We start from the raw sequence: 14,083 nt of genomic DNA, 5'->3' as shown, positions 1-14,083 counted from the left end.
CATTGCCGACGAGCTCATATCTGCCGTCATCCCCCGCGCAGCGATCAGATGGCGGCGGGCACGAGTGAACAGAGCGGCACCGCGGGGTCATCCGGTGCGGTGTCGGCCGGCCAGGTTATGTCGGTCGATCTCTGAGAGCCCGCCCCACACCCCGTACAGTTCGTTGGTTTGCATCGCGAACTCGCGGCAGGTGGTGAGTACGGGGCAGCCGGCACACACGGATTTGGCTCGGTCCTCTTTGCGGCGCCGTTGCCCCTTGAGTTCATCGTCAGTGCTGTAGAAGAGGTCCGCGTGCCCGATGCAGGCTGCCTGGTCACGCCAGGCCCAGAAATGGGCAGTCGGCTCGAGAGTGCGGTATCTAGGTATATGCGCTCCTGACATTGTCTGGAGTGCTCCGCAGTGAGCCCTAGAGTCCAGGTCGATCACTCGACGCCTTGACCTTATGCGCAACCGAACAGTTGTGCACATCGGCCGCGTCGTCGATGGCGCACGGGGCTGATGCACGAGTAGGTGACATTTGATTTGGCTTGCCCTGCGAGGCGGGTAAGCCTGTCTGGTCCGTGATGTGGTCGACGAGGCTTCGTGTCGAGCTGTCCGGTCTGAGTTCTAGTTGGCGGCGGAGTAGGCGTCCATGACGTCGGCGGGGATGCGTCCGCGGTCGGAGACGTCGTAGCCGTTGGCCCTGGCCCATTGGCGAATGGCCTTGGTGTCGGCGGATGGGGCCTTAGTGGTGGCCTTGCGCGCGGTCTTGGCGTTCTTTCCAGTCACGCGGTGGCCAGCCTCGAGGTACGGCGTGATAGCGTCGCGAAATGCCTGGGCATTGTCGTCGCTGAGGTCGATCGAGTATTCCTTGCCCTCGAAAGCGAACGAGATGGTGTTCGCATTCTCTCCGAGATCGGTCCCGTCGATATCGTCGAGGTACCTGACCTGAAACTTCTGAGCCATCGCTGATCCTTCGTGTATCGGTGTTGTGTTCTGTGCAGAGTTGCAGGGTGCGCCTGAGTGCAAAAGTGAATCGCGGGCACACATGCTTTTCGCTGCCGACCGACTCCCGGATTGGAAAGACCGAAACGTTCTAACTGGTATGGGCGCTTTATCCGTAGTGGTAGCGACAGGTGGCGATGCGGACCTCGGTGTCGGTGACTTTGTAGACCAGGCGGTGTTCGTCGGTAATGCGTCTGGACCAGTATCCGGCGAAGTCGTACTTGAGGGGTTCGGGTTTGCCGATCCCCTCGTTGCCGTTGCGGGTGATGTCTTGCAGGAGCAGGTTGATCCGTTTGAGGATCTTGCGGTCCTGTTGTTGCCACCAGAGGTAGTCCTGCCAGGCGTTGTCGTCCCAGACGAGCAGCACGTCAGTCGGCGTCGAGAAGATCGCGTGCCTGTCCGCGGCCGGACTCCAGTCGCTCCATCGCATCAAGCAGACGGCGTGCATTAGCCGGAGAGCGCATGAGGTGCGCGGTCTCGCGCAGGGACTCGTAATCGTCGAGCGACACCATCACCACCGGTTCGTGGCCGGCGCGGGTGATGATGACCTCTTCGCGGTCGTTGGTGACCCCGTCGAGGACCTCGGCGTAGCGTGCCCGGGACTCGGTGTAGCTCATGGTCTTCATCTCAACTCCTCCTGTACGTAAAAGTGTACATGTTGAGGTGGGATGGTCCCGCGGTGTCGAGCTCGGGAGCTGGTGTCGGCCTCTCACGGTTGCCTACTTCACCGGCCCGTTCTGGCGGCCGTCGCTGCGGTAGCCCCCAGGGTGGTGGGCCCGCGGTGGCGCTGGGTGTGGCCGTTTGGCACAGTTCCCCAGTGAATTGGTCAGGCGTCCTGCGCGCCGGCAACGGATTTCGTTGACGCGTGTGCCGGGGGTGCCGCGCTTCTGCCCCGGTGGCAGTTGCCGCCGTGGGTGTCCTGCGGGTACCTGCGCCGTAAAGGAATGCGATGCCGTTGGGTGCGGTGGGGAGCGAAGAGGCGGTAATGAGTCAGGTGATCGACGGGGGCCATGAGGTTCGCTGGTCGCAGGTGGAAGAGGGGTTCTACGTGGGCAACTATCGGGGCAACTTCGTCGGATATATCGACCAGACCGCCGAGGGGACTTTCCAGAAGTTCGACTGGATGTCGACATTGCGGGGGCAGGCGCCCTCGCTGGAGAGATCGATGGCGTGTTTGAACGACCTGTACTTCGCGTCCCACGCCGAGGGGAGCCTGCAGTGACCGCGGCTGCGGAATCGAGGCGTTCGCCGCAGGCGGGAGCGCTGAAGTATCTGGTGTATTCGAGCGTGGCCACCCGCACGATGCTGCCCGCCGATCTCGAGTCGATCCTGTTCACCGCGAGGCGCGAGAACCTCAAGGCGGGGATCACCGGGCTGTTGCTGTATCGGGGCACCAGCTTCGTTCAATTCCTTGAGGGGCCGCCAGATGAGATCGATGCGCTGATGGACCGCATCTCGGTTGACGACAGGCACAGTCGCCTGCAGGTCTTGATGGTCGAGCGGGTGGATCAGCGAAGTTTTGAGGACTGGAGAATGGGGTTCGGTATCCCCAAACACACCCAGCCCACCGGGATCGATGGCGTGCGGGACAGTTTCACTGACCTGACCCGTGGGACTGACTATGACCTGGTGCGGCAGGCCGCACAGGACTTCTCCATATGGTTCAAGATCAAGCAGCGCGCCATCCCCTCCTGACCGGAGCTCGCGTCTAGCTGTACTGACCGGGGACGTTAGTTGACGCTTGCGGGGGGCGGTAGAACTCGCGTCAGGGCCGCGGTATCGCCAATGACATCTACACCTTGTGCGATAGCGGCGCGCAGGGGCATTGCGCCTTGCAGGGGGCGACCAGTACCGGTCCAGGGCCCGTAACGCCCGCCAGCGGGCTGACGTCGCGCTGACAAGGGTCCACCAGGATGGTCCCGTTGGCCGCGGTGAGGTCGAAGCCGTCATCGAGGGTGCCGAAGCGGATGACGATCGCCGCCTCTCAAAGTCAAGGAAGTGGTCCGTTCACGTTAGGCCGCGAGTCGGGTTGTCGCGTCGCCTTTCTGCTCGCCGCCGGCTGCCTGACGCCTCTGTGGCGGTCAGCGCTCGATCCTCGACATGGGCGCGGGAGTCAACTACGTTGGGTAACAACGGTAACCCACCTTGTTTCCCGTTCCCCGTTACCGGAGTTGCCGAAGTTGGAGGAGCTGCCATGTCGTCGTCGGAGAAGATCGCTCATGCCTATGGCGTGCTGGTCGCGCGTGGGGACAAGGTCACCGTGCGGGCGGTGCAGAAACAGGCGGGGGTGCGGATCGGCGAGGTGGCGGCGTGGATGCGCGAGCACGCCGCGGGTGCAGCGGGTGAGGTGCCGGAGGCCCCGGACTTGTCGGAGGCGATGTCGGCGATGGTGGCGTCGGTGTGGGCGGCGGCGTGGAAGCGCGCTGCCGAGCAGGCAGACGAGGCCACCGCAGTGGCGCTCGATGCGGCGCGTGCCGGCGAGGCCGACGCCCTCGCCGCGGCGGAGACCGCCACGGCGCAGCAGGCAGACGCCGATACGGCCAGAGAGGCGGCGGTCCGGGACGTCGAGCAGCTGCGCGCCGAGCTGGCCCAGGTTCGCCAGCAGCTCGAGAAGGTGCAGCGTGAGGCAGAGCAGGCGCGCGTCCAGGCCGAGGAGGCCGACCGTGCCCGGGTGCGGGCCGAGGCCACGTCGGACACTTTGCGTGAACTCCTGGACGCGTTTCGTTCCTCCGGACAAGCCGACGACGACAAGTAGCGATCCGCACCGTGGTGGCCTTGTCGTGTCGGACCGGGCGAGCACACTGACCGAACAGGACAGGCAATGACTAAGCGTCCCGGACCTCCGCCAGGCGAGTTCGGGCCATGACAGCCGGAACACCAACCCGGGAGGACGTCATGTGGGATCTACAGACCGCGATACAGGCCGGGGCGGTGGTCGCGGTGGCATCACTTCTGATGCCGCCGCTGGCACGCGGCATCGGGGGCATCTGTGCGGTGATCGGGTTCTGTGGGGTGGTGCAGTCGAGCTCCTGGGCGCCGACGGTGATGGCGTTGGGGCTGGTGGCGTGGTTCGTCGGTCACTGGTCGTTCGCGGTCCGTCACGGCGTGGTCTACCGAACTAACCTCGGGCGCATCGTCATCGACAAGACGCCGCTGAAATGGACGATTCCGCGCTACTGGCAGCTGCGCGCGCAAGCGAGGAACCAGGGGGTCCAGTGACTGCGAATCTTCCGCTGTGCTGCCTGATAAAACTCGCGCAGAGTGTCGGATTTCGACTCTCGCAAGTCCAGTCTGGGGGCCGGGCGCAGTTGTACGTCTGGTGCACCACGAAATCTAACGGTGCGCCTGGCGATGTTGTCTACATCGGTAAGTCGGAATCTACGGACCGAGTCTCCAATGAGACACGGTCGTCGGCTCTTGACCCGCACTCTGCGGAAGAGGTCTACGGAGGGTTCGCGAACATCACCCGTCGCAATCGGGCAGTGTCGATACCGATCGCCGTTGAACCTGTGCCAGGACGAAAGGACGGCTTCGATCCGGCGACGTTGCTGGAGACGATCAACGGGTTAGAAGGCGCGTACTACGACCGCCTACGCGAGCGGGCACGAAGTGAAGACGAGTGGACCATCCCGGACATCGAGACGGTCTTGATCCGGTTGGCAGTCAGGTGCGGCGTCCCCATCGCCAACTCCGCCGGCACCGGACTGTGGATCAACTGGATTGGAGATCTACGAGATGCAATGGCAGTGGTTGCCACGGATGCCGTAAGGGCAGCCGAATGGCCCATGCAGTTGGACTGCCACGGATGCAGCGGCGAGGTTTAGAATGCGCGCGTCGAGTGGCGAACCGCTGACACATCCCGAATGCCCAGAAGCATGAAGGCCCCCGCCACAGCGGGGGCCTTCGCTTGCGTTGACTGTAGCTGGTTTCAGAACAGTGGGGGCTCGTCTAGTGGTGCGGTGTTGCCGCAAGCTCGGGCGTAAGCGTGCGGGTTCCAGCCGCCGGCGACCGCGTCGCGGACCGCGAGGGAGCGGGCGTGCCGGTCGTGGCGTTCGGTGGTGTTGCGGATGATGCCGGTGCGTCCGCAGGCGACCGCGTAGAGCAGGTTCGCTGATTGGGTTGAGGCGATGAGATGGTCCGGGTCCACGCGCACACACAGGGGTTCGTTGCAGCGGTGTTCACCGATCGCCTCGGCGGTCAGTTGGCCGGCGACTAGGAGCGCGAAGCGGTGCGCGTACTCGGTTCTGCTGACGCCGCCTTGTCGCCAGGTGATGACTGGCAGCCTGTAGTTATTCGAAGTGTGCTGAATTCCCGCTGGCGTCTCGCACCAATGCCCGGCGTGAAAGCCGGGCGCTGCGTCAGTCAGGTCAGGTCCAGAAAGCGGCGTAGATCGTCGAAGGCCTCGCGCACCACTGAGTAGTGCGCCCATCTACCGTGTTGCTCTCTGGTCAGCAGGCCGGCGTCCACGAGCTTTTTGAGGTGGTGGCTGATCGTCGGCTGGCTGATTTCGACTACCTCGAGCAGGTCGCACGCACACACTGAATCGCACCCGTGTGCGGCGATGTGCGACATCAGTCGTAGGCGCATCGGATCTGCCAGCGCCTTGAGCCTTCCCGCCATCCGTTCCGCTGTCGGCGCATCCACCGGTGTCGCAGACATGGAACAGCACTCGGTTCGCTCGGGGGCCAGTAGGTCGGAATTTGCCACAGTCATTTTCGATCACCCGTTCACGATCATACATTGACACTTGCCGATATGTCGGCCTAACCTTTCGCATAGACAATCATCGATCTAAGGGAGTCTCGTGCCGATGAGCACCACCTCACCTGCGCCGGCTGTTGCGCCGGTCGTCAAGGAGATGTCCTTTCTCGACCGCTGGCTTGCCGTCTGGATTCTCGTGGCGATGGCCATTGGCCTGCTGCTGGGCAGGTTCGTCCCGGGCCTCAATGCGGTCTTGGATTCGATGCAGGTCGGCGGGATCTCCGTTCCGATCGCGATCGGCCTACTGGTGATGATGTACCCCGTGCTGGCGAAGGTCCGTTACGACGAGACCCACCGGGTGACCGGCGACCGCAAGCTCCTCACCCTTTCGCTGGTCCTCAACTGGGTGCTCGGCCCGGCGTTCATGTTCGCGCTGGCCTGGATCTTCCTGCCCGACCTGCCGGAGTACCGCACCGGGCTGATCATCGTCGGGCTCGCCCGCTGTATCGCCATGGTGTTCATCTGGAACGACCTCGCCTGTGGCGACCGCGAGGCCGCCGCCGTGCTGGTGGCCATCAACTCCGTGTTCCAGGTGGTCGCGTTCGGTGCCTTGGGCTGGTTCTACCTGCAGGTGCTGCCCGGCTGGCTGGGACTGGAGACCACGACGGCAGAGTTCTCTGTCTGGGCGATCGTGCTTTCCGTCCTGGTGTTCCTGGGGATACCGCTTCTGGCCGGCTTCCTGACCCGCGTGCTCGGCGAGAAAGCCAAGGGGCGCCACTGGTACGAGGAGACGTTCCTGCCAAGGATCGGACCGTGGGCACTCTACGGACTGCTGTTCACCATCGTGCTGCTGTTTTCTATGCAGGGCGAGGCCATCACCTCCCAGCCGCTGGACGTGGCCCGGATGGCGGTTCCGCTCTTGCTGTACTTCGTCCTGATGTTCTTCTTCAGCCTGTTCGTCTCCCGGGCCGTGGGGCTCAACTACGCGAAGTCGACCAGCGTGGCTTTCACTGCCTCCGGCAACAACTTCGAGCTCGCGATCGCCGTGTCGATCGGTACGTTCGGCATCACCTCGGGTCAGGCGTTGGCTGGAGTGGTCGGCCCCCTCATCGAGGTCCCCGTGCTGGTTGGCCTGGTCTACGTCGCACTCTGGCTGGGCCCCCGACTCTTCCCCGGCGATCCGAGCCTTCCGAATCGTTCGACCACTGGAGCCCAGGTATGACAAGCATCCCCAACACTCCCAGTGTCCTGTTTGTCTGCGTCAAAAACGGCGGCAAGTCCCAGATGGCGGCCGCGCTGATGCGCCTGCACGCCGGCGACCGCATCGAGGTTCATTCGGCGGGCACCCGGCCCGGCAGTGCTGTTAACGCCCTCGCCGCAGACTCGGTCGCCGAGCTCGGCGCCAATATGTCCGGTCAGACTCCCCGGTCGATCGACCCCGATCTTCTGCGGCGGGTGGATCGGGTGATCGTGCTCGGCGACGAAGCGCAGGTCGAACCCGTCGAGGGGATGTCAGGCACCATCGAGGTCTGGCGCACCGACGAGCCCTCGCAGCGCGGCATCGAGGGGCTGGAGCGGATGCGTTTGGTCCGCGATGACATCGACGACCGTGTTCGCGAACTGCTCAACGACCTGCTCGATCCGAGGCCATCGGTCCTTTTTGTGTGCGTTCACAACGCCGGCCGGTCGCAGATGGCCGCCGGTTACCTCACCCACCTCTCGCGCGGCCGGGTCGAGGTCCGCTCCGCCGGTTCTCAGCCCGCGGATCAGATCAACCCGGTCGCCGTCCGTGCGATGGCGGAAGAGGGCATCGACATCACTGCGGCATCGCCGAAGGTCCTGACCCCCGACGCGGTCCGCTCGTCGGATGTGGTTATCACCATGGGCTGCGGGGATGCCTGCCCCTTCTTCCCCGGCGTCCGATACGAGGACTGGGAGCTCGCAGACCCCGCAGGCCAGGGCATTGACGCTGTCCGCCCGATCCGCGACGACATCAAGCGTCGCGTCACCGCCCTGGTAGCAGAACTTCTCGAAACGGAGACCACCAAGTGATCACGACACACACCACACCGACGACGAGCCCGAACGCTGCCACACCGATGCACGAGCTTCCGGTCGTCGTGATCGGCGCGGGCCCGGTGGGATTGGCCACCGCAGCGCATCTACTCGAGCGCGATCTGACACCGCTCGTGTTGGAGGCCGGTCCGACGATCGGTGCGGCGATCCGGCAGTGGGGCCACACTCGTCTGTTCTCCCCCTGGCGGTACAACATCGACGACGCCGCCCGGCGACTGCTCGAGTCCACCGGGTGGCAGGAGCCCGACCTCGAGGCATTGCCCACCGGCCACGACCTCGTCGATGAGTACCTGGCGCCGCTCGCGACCGTCCTGGGCTCGCATATTCGGACAGATTCGCGTGTCGTCGCGGTCTCTCGGGTGGGGATCGACAAGACCCGCTCCGCAGATCGGGAGCAGACCCCGTTCCTCGTGCGCATCGAATCGGCCGACGGAGCCGTCACCGACGTGCACGCACGTAGCGTCATCGACGCCTCCGGCACCTGGGAGCAGCCCAATCCGCTCGGGCGGTCCGGACTGCCCGCCCCCGGCGAGACCCGGGCCATCGAGCAGCGGTTGATCACTGCTCCGCTACCGGCGGTGTCCGGAGCCGACCGGGAGCGTTTCGCGGGTCGGCACACACTTGTCGTCGGCGCCGGTCATTCCGCGGCCAACACCCTGCTCGACCTCGTCGACCTCGCGCAGCAGGAACCCGGGACCCGGATCAGCTGGGCGGTGCGCACAGCGGATGTGTCCAGTGTGTATGGCGGTGAGGACCGCGACGAGCTCGCCGCCCGCGGGGCCCTCGGCTCACGCCTGCGCGAAGCCGTCGCCTCCGGCGTGATCGAGGTGCACACCTCGTTCACCATCACCGCGTTCACGCCGTCGACCGATGGTCTGACGGTCCACGGCAGCACCCCGGCCGGGCCGACGGAGCTGGCGGTGGACCTGCTCGTACCGGCCACCGGGTTCCGCCCAAACCTGGCGATCTTGTCTGAACTGCGGCTGGCGCTCGACCCGGCTGTGGACGCCCCGCACCAGCTCGGCCCGTTGATCGATCCGGAGTTCCACTCCTGCGGCAGTGTCGAACCGCACGGCGAGAAACTACTCGCGCATCCCGAGCCCGGCTTTTACATCGTGGGGATGAAGAGCTACGGCCGGGCACCGACGTTCCTCATGGCCACTGGCTACGAGCAGGTCCGCTCGATTGCCGCCGCACTGGCCGGGGACCGCGAGGCCGCCGACGACGTCCACCTCGATCTCCCCGAGACCGGGGTCTGCTCCACCGACCTCGGCGGCTCATGCGACGCACCGGCCACCCCGCAGCTGATCTCGCTCGGTGCCACTTCCTCTACCTCTGCCTGCTGCTGAAGGGACCGACATGACCATCGACGCACCCGAAATGGACGTCCATGTCCTGATGCGCACGGTTGATGACCTCGCTCGGACATACGAGGGCGTCTTCTCGGCCGAAACGATCGAACGGTACGTTTTCGAGTCCTACACCGCTTTGGCTCGCACGGCGACGATCAAGCGGTATCTCGCTGCGCTGGCGCGTAATTTTGCCGCCGACCGACTCCGGGCACTGGCGTTGGCCCAGGGCAAGATCCAGTCGACCGTCCCTCAAGTGCTGTTCGTGTGCGTTCACAACGCTGGCCGTTCCCAGGTCGCCGCGGCCCTGCTGCGTCACTATGCAGGTAGTGAGGTTGAGGTCCGATCGGCCGGCTCTCTCCCGGCCTCTGAGGTCGACCCACAGGTGGTGGAGGTGCTGACGGCCCGGGGAATTGACATGACAGGGGCGTTCCCCAAGCCGCTGACTGATGATGTGGTGCGGGCAGCCGACTACGTCATCACCATGGGGTGCGGGGACGCCTGCCCTGTCTACCCGGGCAAGAACTACCTGGACTGGGACCTGGTCGACCCCGCCGGCCAGTCACCGGAGATCACCGGGCAGATCATTGACGACATCGACGAGCGCGTCCGCACACTGTGGGCCACGGTTCAGAAGTAGCCCGCCGCGACCCGGTGGCCACACATCAGGGGCGGATCGGTGTCTGAAGGAGCCTCGACGCCGACCGGGATCGACCGACCCCGCGGTGGGCTGGTGGCGATGTGTGTCGCCCAGACCACCAGTTGGGGCCTGCTTTTCTACTCTCTGCCCGCGGCTGTGGCACCGATTTCCCAAGAGACCGGCTGGAGTGATACCACCATCACCGGGGCACTGTCAGCCGGTCTGGTCGTCTCGGCGATTGCGGGACTGAAGGTCGGTTCCGTTCTGGATTCCCGCGGGCCACGCACGGTGATGACCCTCGGGGCGGTCATCGGTGTGCTCGCCCTGGCGCTGGTGGCGTGGTCTCCCACCCTGCCGCTGTTCTATCTGGCCTGGCTCGTTGCAGGGTTCGCCCAATCGGCTGTCCTCTACCCGCCCGCGTTCGCTGTCATCACCCGCTGGTACGGACCGCAACGAGTCGGACCCTTGATGACCCTGACGCTCGTCGCGGGACTTTCTTCCACCGTCTTTGCCCCACTGACCGCCTATCTGATCGAGCAGTTCGGTTGGCGAACCAGCTATCTGATCATGGCCGGCATCCTCGCCGCAGTATCTGTGCCCCTGCACGCCTTCTTCCTCAACTCCACCTGGTCGGATACCGGCGGTGAACCGACCGTGCAGCAGTCCCGAAATGAGATCCGCCAGGTCACCAGAACGCGCCAGTTCATCACCCTGCAAGTAGCGATGACAGTTGCCACGTTCACGCTGTTCGCCGTGACGATCAATCTCATTCCACTCCTGCTCGAACGAGGGATCGACTATTCGACGGCGGCCCTGGCCTTCGGTCTGGTGGGCGCAGGACAAGTCATCGGCCGGCTCGGCTATCCACCGCTGACCCGGAGAACCACTGCCCAACAACGCACAGTGGTGATCCTCGGCGCCGGCGCACTCGGCCTGTGGGGTTTGGCCGCAGTGCCCGAACCGGCCTGGCTACTGATCGCTCTGGCCGTCGGCACGGGTGCAGCGCGCGGCTGTCACACCCTCCTCCAGGCCACCGCTGTCTCCGACCGGTGGGGTACACACAACTTCGGTGCCATCAACGCCCTGTTCAACGCACCGATGACCGCTGTCACCGCGCTTGCTCCCGTGTCCGGGCCACTTCTGGCCAGCCTCGTCGGGGGATACCCTGCGATGGCGATCATCATGGCAGTCCTGCTCACAGTGGCCGCAGCTCTGAGTGCCCGAACGTGAAAAGGAGCTGACCACTATCTTTGATGTAGACCACGCCCCGGATCGCCCCGAGGCAATCATCATCGGCGGTGGGCAAGCGGGCCTGGCCACCGCCTATTACCTGCTGCGGGCCGGCGTGGACATCCTGGTTCTGGATGATCAACCCATCCCGGGCGGGGGCTGGTTACACGTGTGGCCGTCGCTGCGACTGTTCTCTACCGCTGAGTTCTCCAACCTGCCGGGCTGGCCGATGCCGCCTTATGACGGGTTTCCACCGGCCTTGCACGTCGTGGACTATCTCGCTGCCTACGAACAGCGCTACCGGATTCCGGTCCACCGTCCCGTCACCGTCGAGGAGGTGACCTATGAAGATGGCATCTATCACGTCCGAGCTGGCACGAAGGCGTGGACGACCGCAAACGTGGTTGCCGCCACCGGGACCTGGTCCGCGCCATTTGTTCCCTCCTATCCAGGAACTTTCGCTGGCACGCAGTGGCATTCCGCCAACTATCCCGGCACCGCGCCCTTTCGAGGAAGCAAGGTCGCCGTCGTGGGCGGCGCGAACTCTGGTGCCCAGATCGCCGCAGAGCTCACCGGCGTTGCCGACGTGACCTGGTACACCCGTGAGCTTCCACGTTGGATGCCGGACGAGGTCGACGGACGAGTGCTGTTCCGCCGCAACCGGCTACGTGCCCTTGCCCTGCAGCGCGGGGAGCCCGACCCCGGGACAGACTCAGCCCTGGGAGACATCGTCGTCCTGCCAGAGGTGCGCCGCGCCCGGGACACCGGACGGTTGCAAGCCACGCCGATGTTCACCTCACTGGATGACATCGACGCCGATCACCTGATTTGGTGCACGGGTTTCCGCCCCGCCATCGGGCCGATACGCCGACTGCTCGACCACGGTCGACCGAGGCACCCGGGTCTTCATGTGGTCGGCTACGGCGACTGGACCGGCCCCGGAGCGGCAACAATCACCGGTGTGGGGCCCTACGCCAAGCAGGCCGCCCGAGATATCGCCGCATCGGTTGGCAGGACCGTGAAATAGGCACAGCCGCCACCGCCGGAAGGTCGCCGATGGTCAATATGAGCCAAGGTCATGGCGGAACGCGGCGCTCCGGGGTGACTAGGGCCGAGTGATGGCATGGCACTCGTTGGGCTCGCCTGTTTGAGAGGTCACCATAAAGCCCAGGGCTGGCCCGCGATGAAAGCGTCCTGGATGCGCCCTTCGATCACGGAGGCTGGTTCTTGAGCGGACAGTGCAGTGCGAATGGCGTCGGCGACGGCGCGGGACAGGCCGGCGGTACCGCGGGTGTCGGCCAGGGGGCTGCTATGGCTGTGTCGCCTGGCGAGGTATTCGGAGCGGTTGTCGCCGGCGGTACCCAGGCGTAGGTGGCGGGGGTTGGTGCAGCCGGCGAAGTCGCAGCGGTGACACAGGATGGGGTCGGTCAGGGCGCTCCAGCCGAGGCGGTCGATGATGCCGTGTTCGAGTTGGTAGGCGTACAGGTGTGCCGGGACGGTGCCGCGGCGGGAGAGTCCGGACAGGCTAGCGGCGCGGAACGAACCGTGGCCGGTGGAGGAGATCGCGCCGATCCAGGGCCAGCACTGGTCAGACCCGCGGCGGTAACGCTTGGCCTCGAACCGCTGCCGGGTGGCGGGGTCGCTGAGCCAGACCCGCCACAGCTTCGCTGGGGTGCGCACCGGGCGGGGGTCACCGAGCAGGGAGAGCTGCTGGGTGTCGGCGCCTGCGGGCCGAGGGAACAAGGCGGCGGTCATGGTGGCCTCGAGTTGTGTCGGGGAGCTGTTACCGGGTGGGGTGAGGATAGGTGTCGCCTCCGACATCAGTCGTGGTCCTCGTCAAGGCGTGCGGCGAGGTAGACGCCCTGGTCGCGGGCTGCCAGGGCTGTCCAGCGCAGGGCGGCGGCGATAGATAAGCCGAGCAGGTCGGCCAGGACGGAGGCGGGCAGGTCGGCGGCCAGGGCCAGCAGTGCGCTTCCGCGGGCGGCGCGGGCATCGAGGCCCAGATCGCGGCCCAGAAGCTGAGCCAGGCGGCTGGGGTGCAGGTGGGCTGCGTTGCGGCCGGGGAAGAGCCAGGTCGGGGTGCCTGGTGGGCGGGGATCATCGATGGTCGCCGGTTGCGCTGCGAGGTCAGTGATGAGGATGGCCAGGAGTGGTGGCAGTAGGACTGGGTGGTCGCGAAATGTCAGGTATGTGTCGTTGCCTGTGGTGGTGATGTCCTCGGCGCGTAGCGCGGCGATGCGGGTGAGGTTCTGCCCGAACAGCAGGACCAATGCTCCGGCGACACGCACGCGCAGGTTGAGGGAGGGGTCGGTGAGGCACCGGCGCAGGAGTTGCCACCGGGTGTCTGCGTCGAGGATGTGCCCGGCAAGTCCTTCGGTGCCTAGCCACGGCACTTCTAGGTCTGTGGTGAGCCCGCGCCCAGCGGTCCAGGACAGGAAGTCGCGCAGCCGGCGGCGGGTGGTGGCGCCTTCATCGAGCCAGCAGTCGATGTCGTACTGGGTTGTTTGGGCGAGGTCGATGCCGCGGTCTTGGAGCCAGTGCAGGAAGTCGGCGGCGCATCGGATGCGGGTTCGCGCGTATTTACCTGCGGAGGGGCTGTTACCGCGGGCGCGGCGCAGTTGGTGGGTGACGTGCCAGGTGGCGTAGGGCTGAAGTACGACGGCGATCGGTGGGGGTTGGTCGGCCAGCTGTGCGTCGATCCATAGGTTGAGTCCGTCGAGGATGTCATCTCGTGGGGGCAGAACCTCCAGGGCTATTAGTAGCCGCCGGAGGTGGTGGGTGCGGGTGTTCTGAGGCTTGCGGTCCAGGCTCGCGTGGGTCAGGGGTTCATCCTCGGTGATGAGGGTGGTGAGCAGGGTGAACCAACTGTGTCGGCTGGCGAGCAGTAACGCGGTGCGCCGCGGTGGGTAGGCCTTGAGTAGTAGGTCTCGAATGGAGTCGGTTTGAGCGCGTAGATGCGGATGGGTGCACTGCAAGGCGTGGTTGACTCGGGCGGTGTTGCGGCAGCCGAGGCAGTCGGTGGCGGTGACCAGTAGGTCGATGGTTCCGCAGGAACGGCAGTACCAGTTCCTGTGCTCGCCAGAGCACGGGCCGCAGAGCGGTC

The 14,083-nt window shown here is 65.4% G+C and carries 18 protein-coding genes and 2 pseudogenes; 12 read left to right on the top strand and 8 right to left on the bottom strand.

Translation table 11 applies throughout. The features are described 5' to 3' along the window. Window positions 1–87: 87 nt before the first annotated feature. The 4 genes from OPF83_RS16780 to OPF83_RS16765 form a co-directional block, all read right to left on the bottom strand. Window positions 88–381, bottom strand: a complete 294-nt coding sequence (locus OPF83_RS16780) for a WhiB family transcriptional regulator (RefSeq protein WP_375546290.1) — start codon at window positions 379–381, stop codon at window positions 88–90. 225 nt (window positions 382–606) lie between these two features. Further along, window positions 607–945, bottom strand: coding sequence for an Lsr2 family protein (locus OPF83_RS16775; RefSeq protein WP_264888780.1), 339 nt, complete (start codon window positions 943–945; stop codon window positions 607–609). 148 nt (window positions 946–1,093) lie between these two features. Continuing rightward, window positions 1,094–1,351, bottom strand: coding sequence for a Txe/YoeB family addiction module toxin (locus OPF83_RS16770; RefSeq protein ID WP_061228632.1), 258 nt, complete (start codon window positions 1,349–1,351; stop codon window positions 1,094–1,096). 1 nt (window position 1,352) lies between these two features. Further along, the gene (locus tag OPF83_RS16765; RefSeq protein ID WP_017836490.1) at window positions 1,353–1,610 is read right to left on the bottom strand and encodes a type II toxin-antitoxin system Phd/YefM family antitoxin; all 258 of its coding nucleotides are present in this window, start codon (window positions 1,608–1,610) and stop codon (window positions 1,353–1,355) included. A gap of 359 nt (window positions 1,611–1,969) precedes the next feature. On the opposite strand from OPF83_RS16765, the gene OPF83_RS16760 reads away from it, so the two are divergent. From OPF83_RS16760 to OPF83_RS16740, 5 genes are all read left to right on the top strand, one after another. Next, window positions 1,970–2,206, top strand: coding sequence for a hypothetical protein (locus OPF83_RS16760; RefSeq protein ID WP_264888778.1), 237 nt, complete (start codon window positions 1,970–1,972; stop codon window positions 2,204–2,206). After that, complete coding sequence (locus tag OPF83_RS16755; protein ID WP_264888776.1) at window positions 2,203–2,679, top strand: BLUF domain-containing protein; 477 nt, start codon at window positions 2,203–2,205, stop codon at window positions 2,677–2,679. Before OPF83_RS16760 ends, OPF83_RS16755 begins: the two co-directional genes overlap by 4 nt. A gap of 499 nt (window positions 2,680–3,178) precedes the next feature. After that, window positions 3,179–3,739, top strand: a complete 561-nt coding sequence (locus OPF83_RS16750; RefSeq protein ID WP_264888774.1) for a DNA-binding protein — start codon at window positions 3,179–3,181, stop codon at window positions 3,737–3,739. Between the two features lie 140 nt (window positions 3,740–3,879). Next, entirely contained in the window at window positions 3,880–4,203 is a 324-nt protein-coding gene (locus OPF83_RS16745; RefSeq protein WP_264888773.1) for a hypothetical protein, read from the top strand. Window positions 4,204–4,466: 263 nt separating this feature from the next. Next, window positions 4,467–4,808 carry a hypothetical protein gene (locus tag OPF83_RS16740; RefSeq protein ID WP_156523552.1) on the top strand — a complete coding sequence of 114 codons (342 nt, stop codon included), beginning with the start codon at window positions 4,467–4,469 and terminating at the stop codon, window positions 4,806–4,808. 104 nt (window positions 4,809–4,912) lie between these two features. Here OPF83_RS16740 and OPF83_RS16735 read toward each other — a convergent pair whose 3' ends face one another. Together OPF83_RS16735 and OPF83_RS16730 are read right to left on the bottom strand one after the other, a co-directional pair. After that, a complete protein-coding gene (locus OPF83_RS16735; protein WP_264888772.1) occupies window positions 4,913–5,131 on the bottom strand; it encodes a hypothetical protein in 219 nt (72 codons plus the stop codon). A 215-nt stretch (window positions 5,132–5,346) separates the two neighbouring features. Next, the gene (locus OPF83_RS16730) at window positions 5,347–5,604 is read right to left on the bottom strand and encodes a helix-turn-helix transcriptional regulator (protein WP_264888771.1); all 258 of its coding nucleotides are present in this window, start codon (window positions 5,602–5,604) and stop codon (window positions 5,347–5,349) included. Between the two features lie 190 nt (window positions 5,605–5,794). Between OPF83_RS16730 and arsB the strand changes: the two genes are divergently transcribed. From arsB to OPF83_RS16695, 7 genes and pseudogenes are all read left to right on the top strand, one after another. Then, window positions 5,795–6,907 (top strand): ACR3 family arsenite efflux transporter, encoded by a 1,113-nt coding sequence (arsB, locus tag OPF83_RS16725; RefSeq protein ID WP_264888770.1) that lies wholly within the window; start codon window positions 5,795–5,797, stop codon window positions 6,905–6,907. Then, window positions 6,904–7,251: pseudogene (locus OPF83_RS16720) on the top strand (low molecular weight phosphatase family protein); the annotation flags it as partial. The gene arsB and the pseudogene OPF83_RS16720, both read left to right, overlap by 4 nt. Before the next feature lie 126 nt (window positions 7,252–7,377). Next, window positions 7,378–7,737, top strand: coding sequence for an arsenate reductase ArsC (locus OPF83_RS16715; protein WP_375546291.1), 360 nt, complete (start codon window positions 7,378–7,380; stop codon window positions 7,735–7,737). A 47-nt stretch (window positions 7,738–7,784) separates the two neighbouring features. After that, window positions 7,785–9,110 carry an NAD(P)-binding domain-containing protein gene (locus OPF83_RS16710; protein ID WP_264888769.1) on the top strand — a complete coding sequence of 442 codons (1,326 nt, stop codon included), beginning with the start codon at window positions 7,785–7,787 and terminating at the stop codon, window positions 9,108–9,110. Window positions 9,111–9,120: 10 nt separating this feature from the next. Next, window positions 9,121–9,750: an arsenate reductase ArsC gene (locus OPF83_RS16705; RefSeq protein WP_264888768.1), complete on the top strand. Its 630-nt coding sequence runs from the start codon at window positions 9,121–9,123 to the stop codon at window positions 9,748–9,750. Between the two features lie 99 nt (window positions 9,751–9,849). Continuing rightward, window positions 9,850–10,980, top strand: a complete 1,131-nt coding sequence (locus tag OPF83_RS16700) for an MFS transporter (protein WP_264888784.1) — start codon at window positions 9,850–9,852, stop codon at window positions 10,978–10,980. A gap of 16 nt (window positions 10,981–10,996) precedes the next feature. Further along, window positions 10,997–12,007 (top strand): ArsO family NAD(P)H-dependent flavin-containing monooxygenase, encoded by a 1,011-nt coding sequence (locus OPF83_RS16695; RefSeq protein WP_264888782.1) that lies wholly within the window; start codon window positions 10,997–10,999, stop codon window positions 12,005–12,007. A gap of 128 nt (window positions 12,008–12,135) precedes the next feature. On the opposite strand, the gene OPF83_RS16690 is transcribed toward OPF83_RS16695, so the two are convergent. Both OPF83_RS16690 and OPF83_RS16685 read right to left on the bottom strand, forming a co-directional pair. Beyond that, a complete protein-coding gene (locus OPF83_RS16690; protein WP_264888781.1) occupies window positions 12,136–12,735 on the bottom strand; it encodes a hypothetical protein in 600 nt (199 codons plus the stop codon). A 65-nt stretch (window positions 12,736–12,800) separates the two neighbouring features. Continuing rightward, a pseudogene (locus OPF83_RS16685) lies at window positions 12,801–14,083 on the bottom strand (hypothetical protein); the annotation flags it as partial.

Origin of the sequence: Dietzia sp. NCCP-2495 (assembly GCF_026011735.1) — a bacterium.
GTDB lineage: Bacteria > Actinomycetota > Actinomycetes > Mycobacteriales > Mycobacteriaceae > Dietzia.
This window is presented reverse-complemented; position numbering and strand designations above follow the sequence as displayed.

Coding starts and splice junctions, on each gene's coding strand:
- OPF83_RS16780 (WP_375546290.1), bottom strand. CDS start 381: ATGTCAGGAGCGCATATACCTAGATACCGCACTCTCGAGCCGACTGCC.
- OPF83_RS16775 (WP_264888780.1), bottom strand. CDS start 945: ATGGCTCAGAAGTTTCAGGTCAGGTACCTCGACGATATCGACGGGACC.
- OPF83_RS16765 (WP_017836490.1), bottom strand. CDS start 1,610: ATGAAGACCATGAGCTACACCGAGTCCCGGGCACGCTACGCCGAGGTC.
- OPF83_RS16760 (WP_264888778.1), top strand. CDS start 1,970: ATGAGTCAGGTGATCGACGGGGGCCATGAGGTTCGCTGGTCGCAGGTG.
- OPF83_RS16750 (WP_264888774.1), top strand. CDS start 3,179: ATGTCGTCGTCGGAGAAGATCGCTCATGCCTATGGCGTGCTGGTCGCG.
- OPF83_RS16745 (WP_264888773.1), top strand. CDS start 3,880: ATGTGGGATCTACAGACCGCGATACAGGCCGGGGCGGTGGTCGCGGTG.
- OPF83_RS16730 (WP_264888771.1), bottom strand. CDS start 5,604: ATGGCGGGAAGGCTCAAGGCGCTGGCAGATCCGATGCGCCTACGACTG.
- arsB (WP_264888770.1), top strand. CDS start 5,795: ATGAGCACCACCTCACCTGCGCCGGCTGTTGCGCCGGTCGTCAAGGAG.
- OPF83_RS16715 (WP_375546291.1), top strand. CDS start 7,378: ATGGCCGCCGGTTACCTCACCCACCTCTCGCGCGGCCGGGTCGAGGTC.
- OPF83_RS16710 (WP_264888769.1), top strand. CDS start 7,785: ATGCACGAGCTTCCGGTCGTCGTGATCGGCGCGGGCCCGGTGGGATTG.
- OPF83_RS16705 (WP_264888768.1), top strand. CDS start 9,121: ATGACCATCGACGCACCCGAAATGGACGTCCATGTCCTGATGCGCACG.
- OPF83_RS16700 (WP_264888784.1), top strand. CDS start 9,850: ATGTGTGTCGCCCAGACCACCAGTTGGGGCCTGCTTTTCTACTCTCTG.
- OPF83_RS16690 (WP_264888781.1), bottom strand. CDS start 12,735: ATGACCGCCGCCTTGTTCCCTCGGCCCGCAGGCGCCGACACCCAGCAG.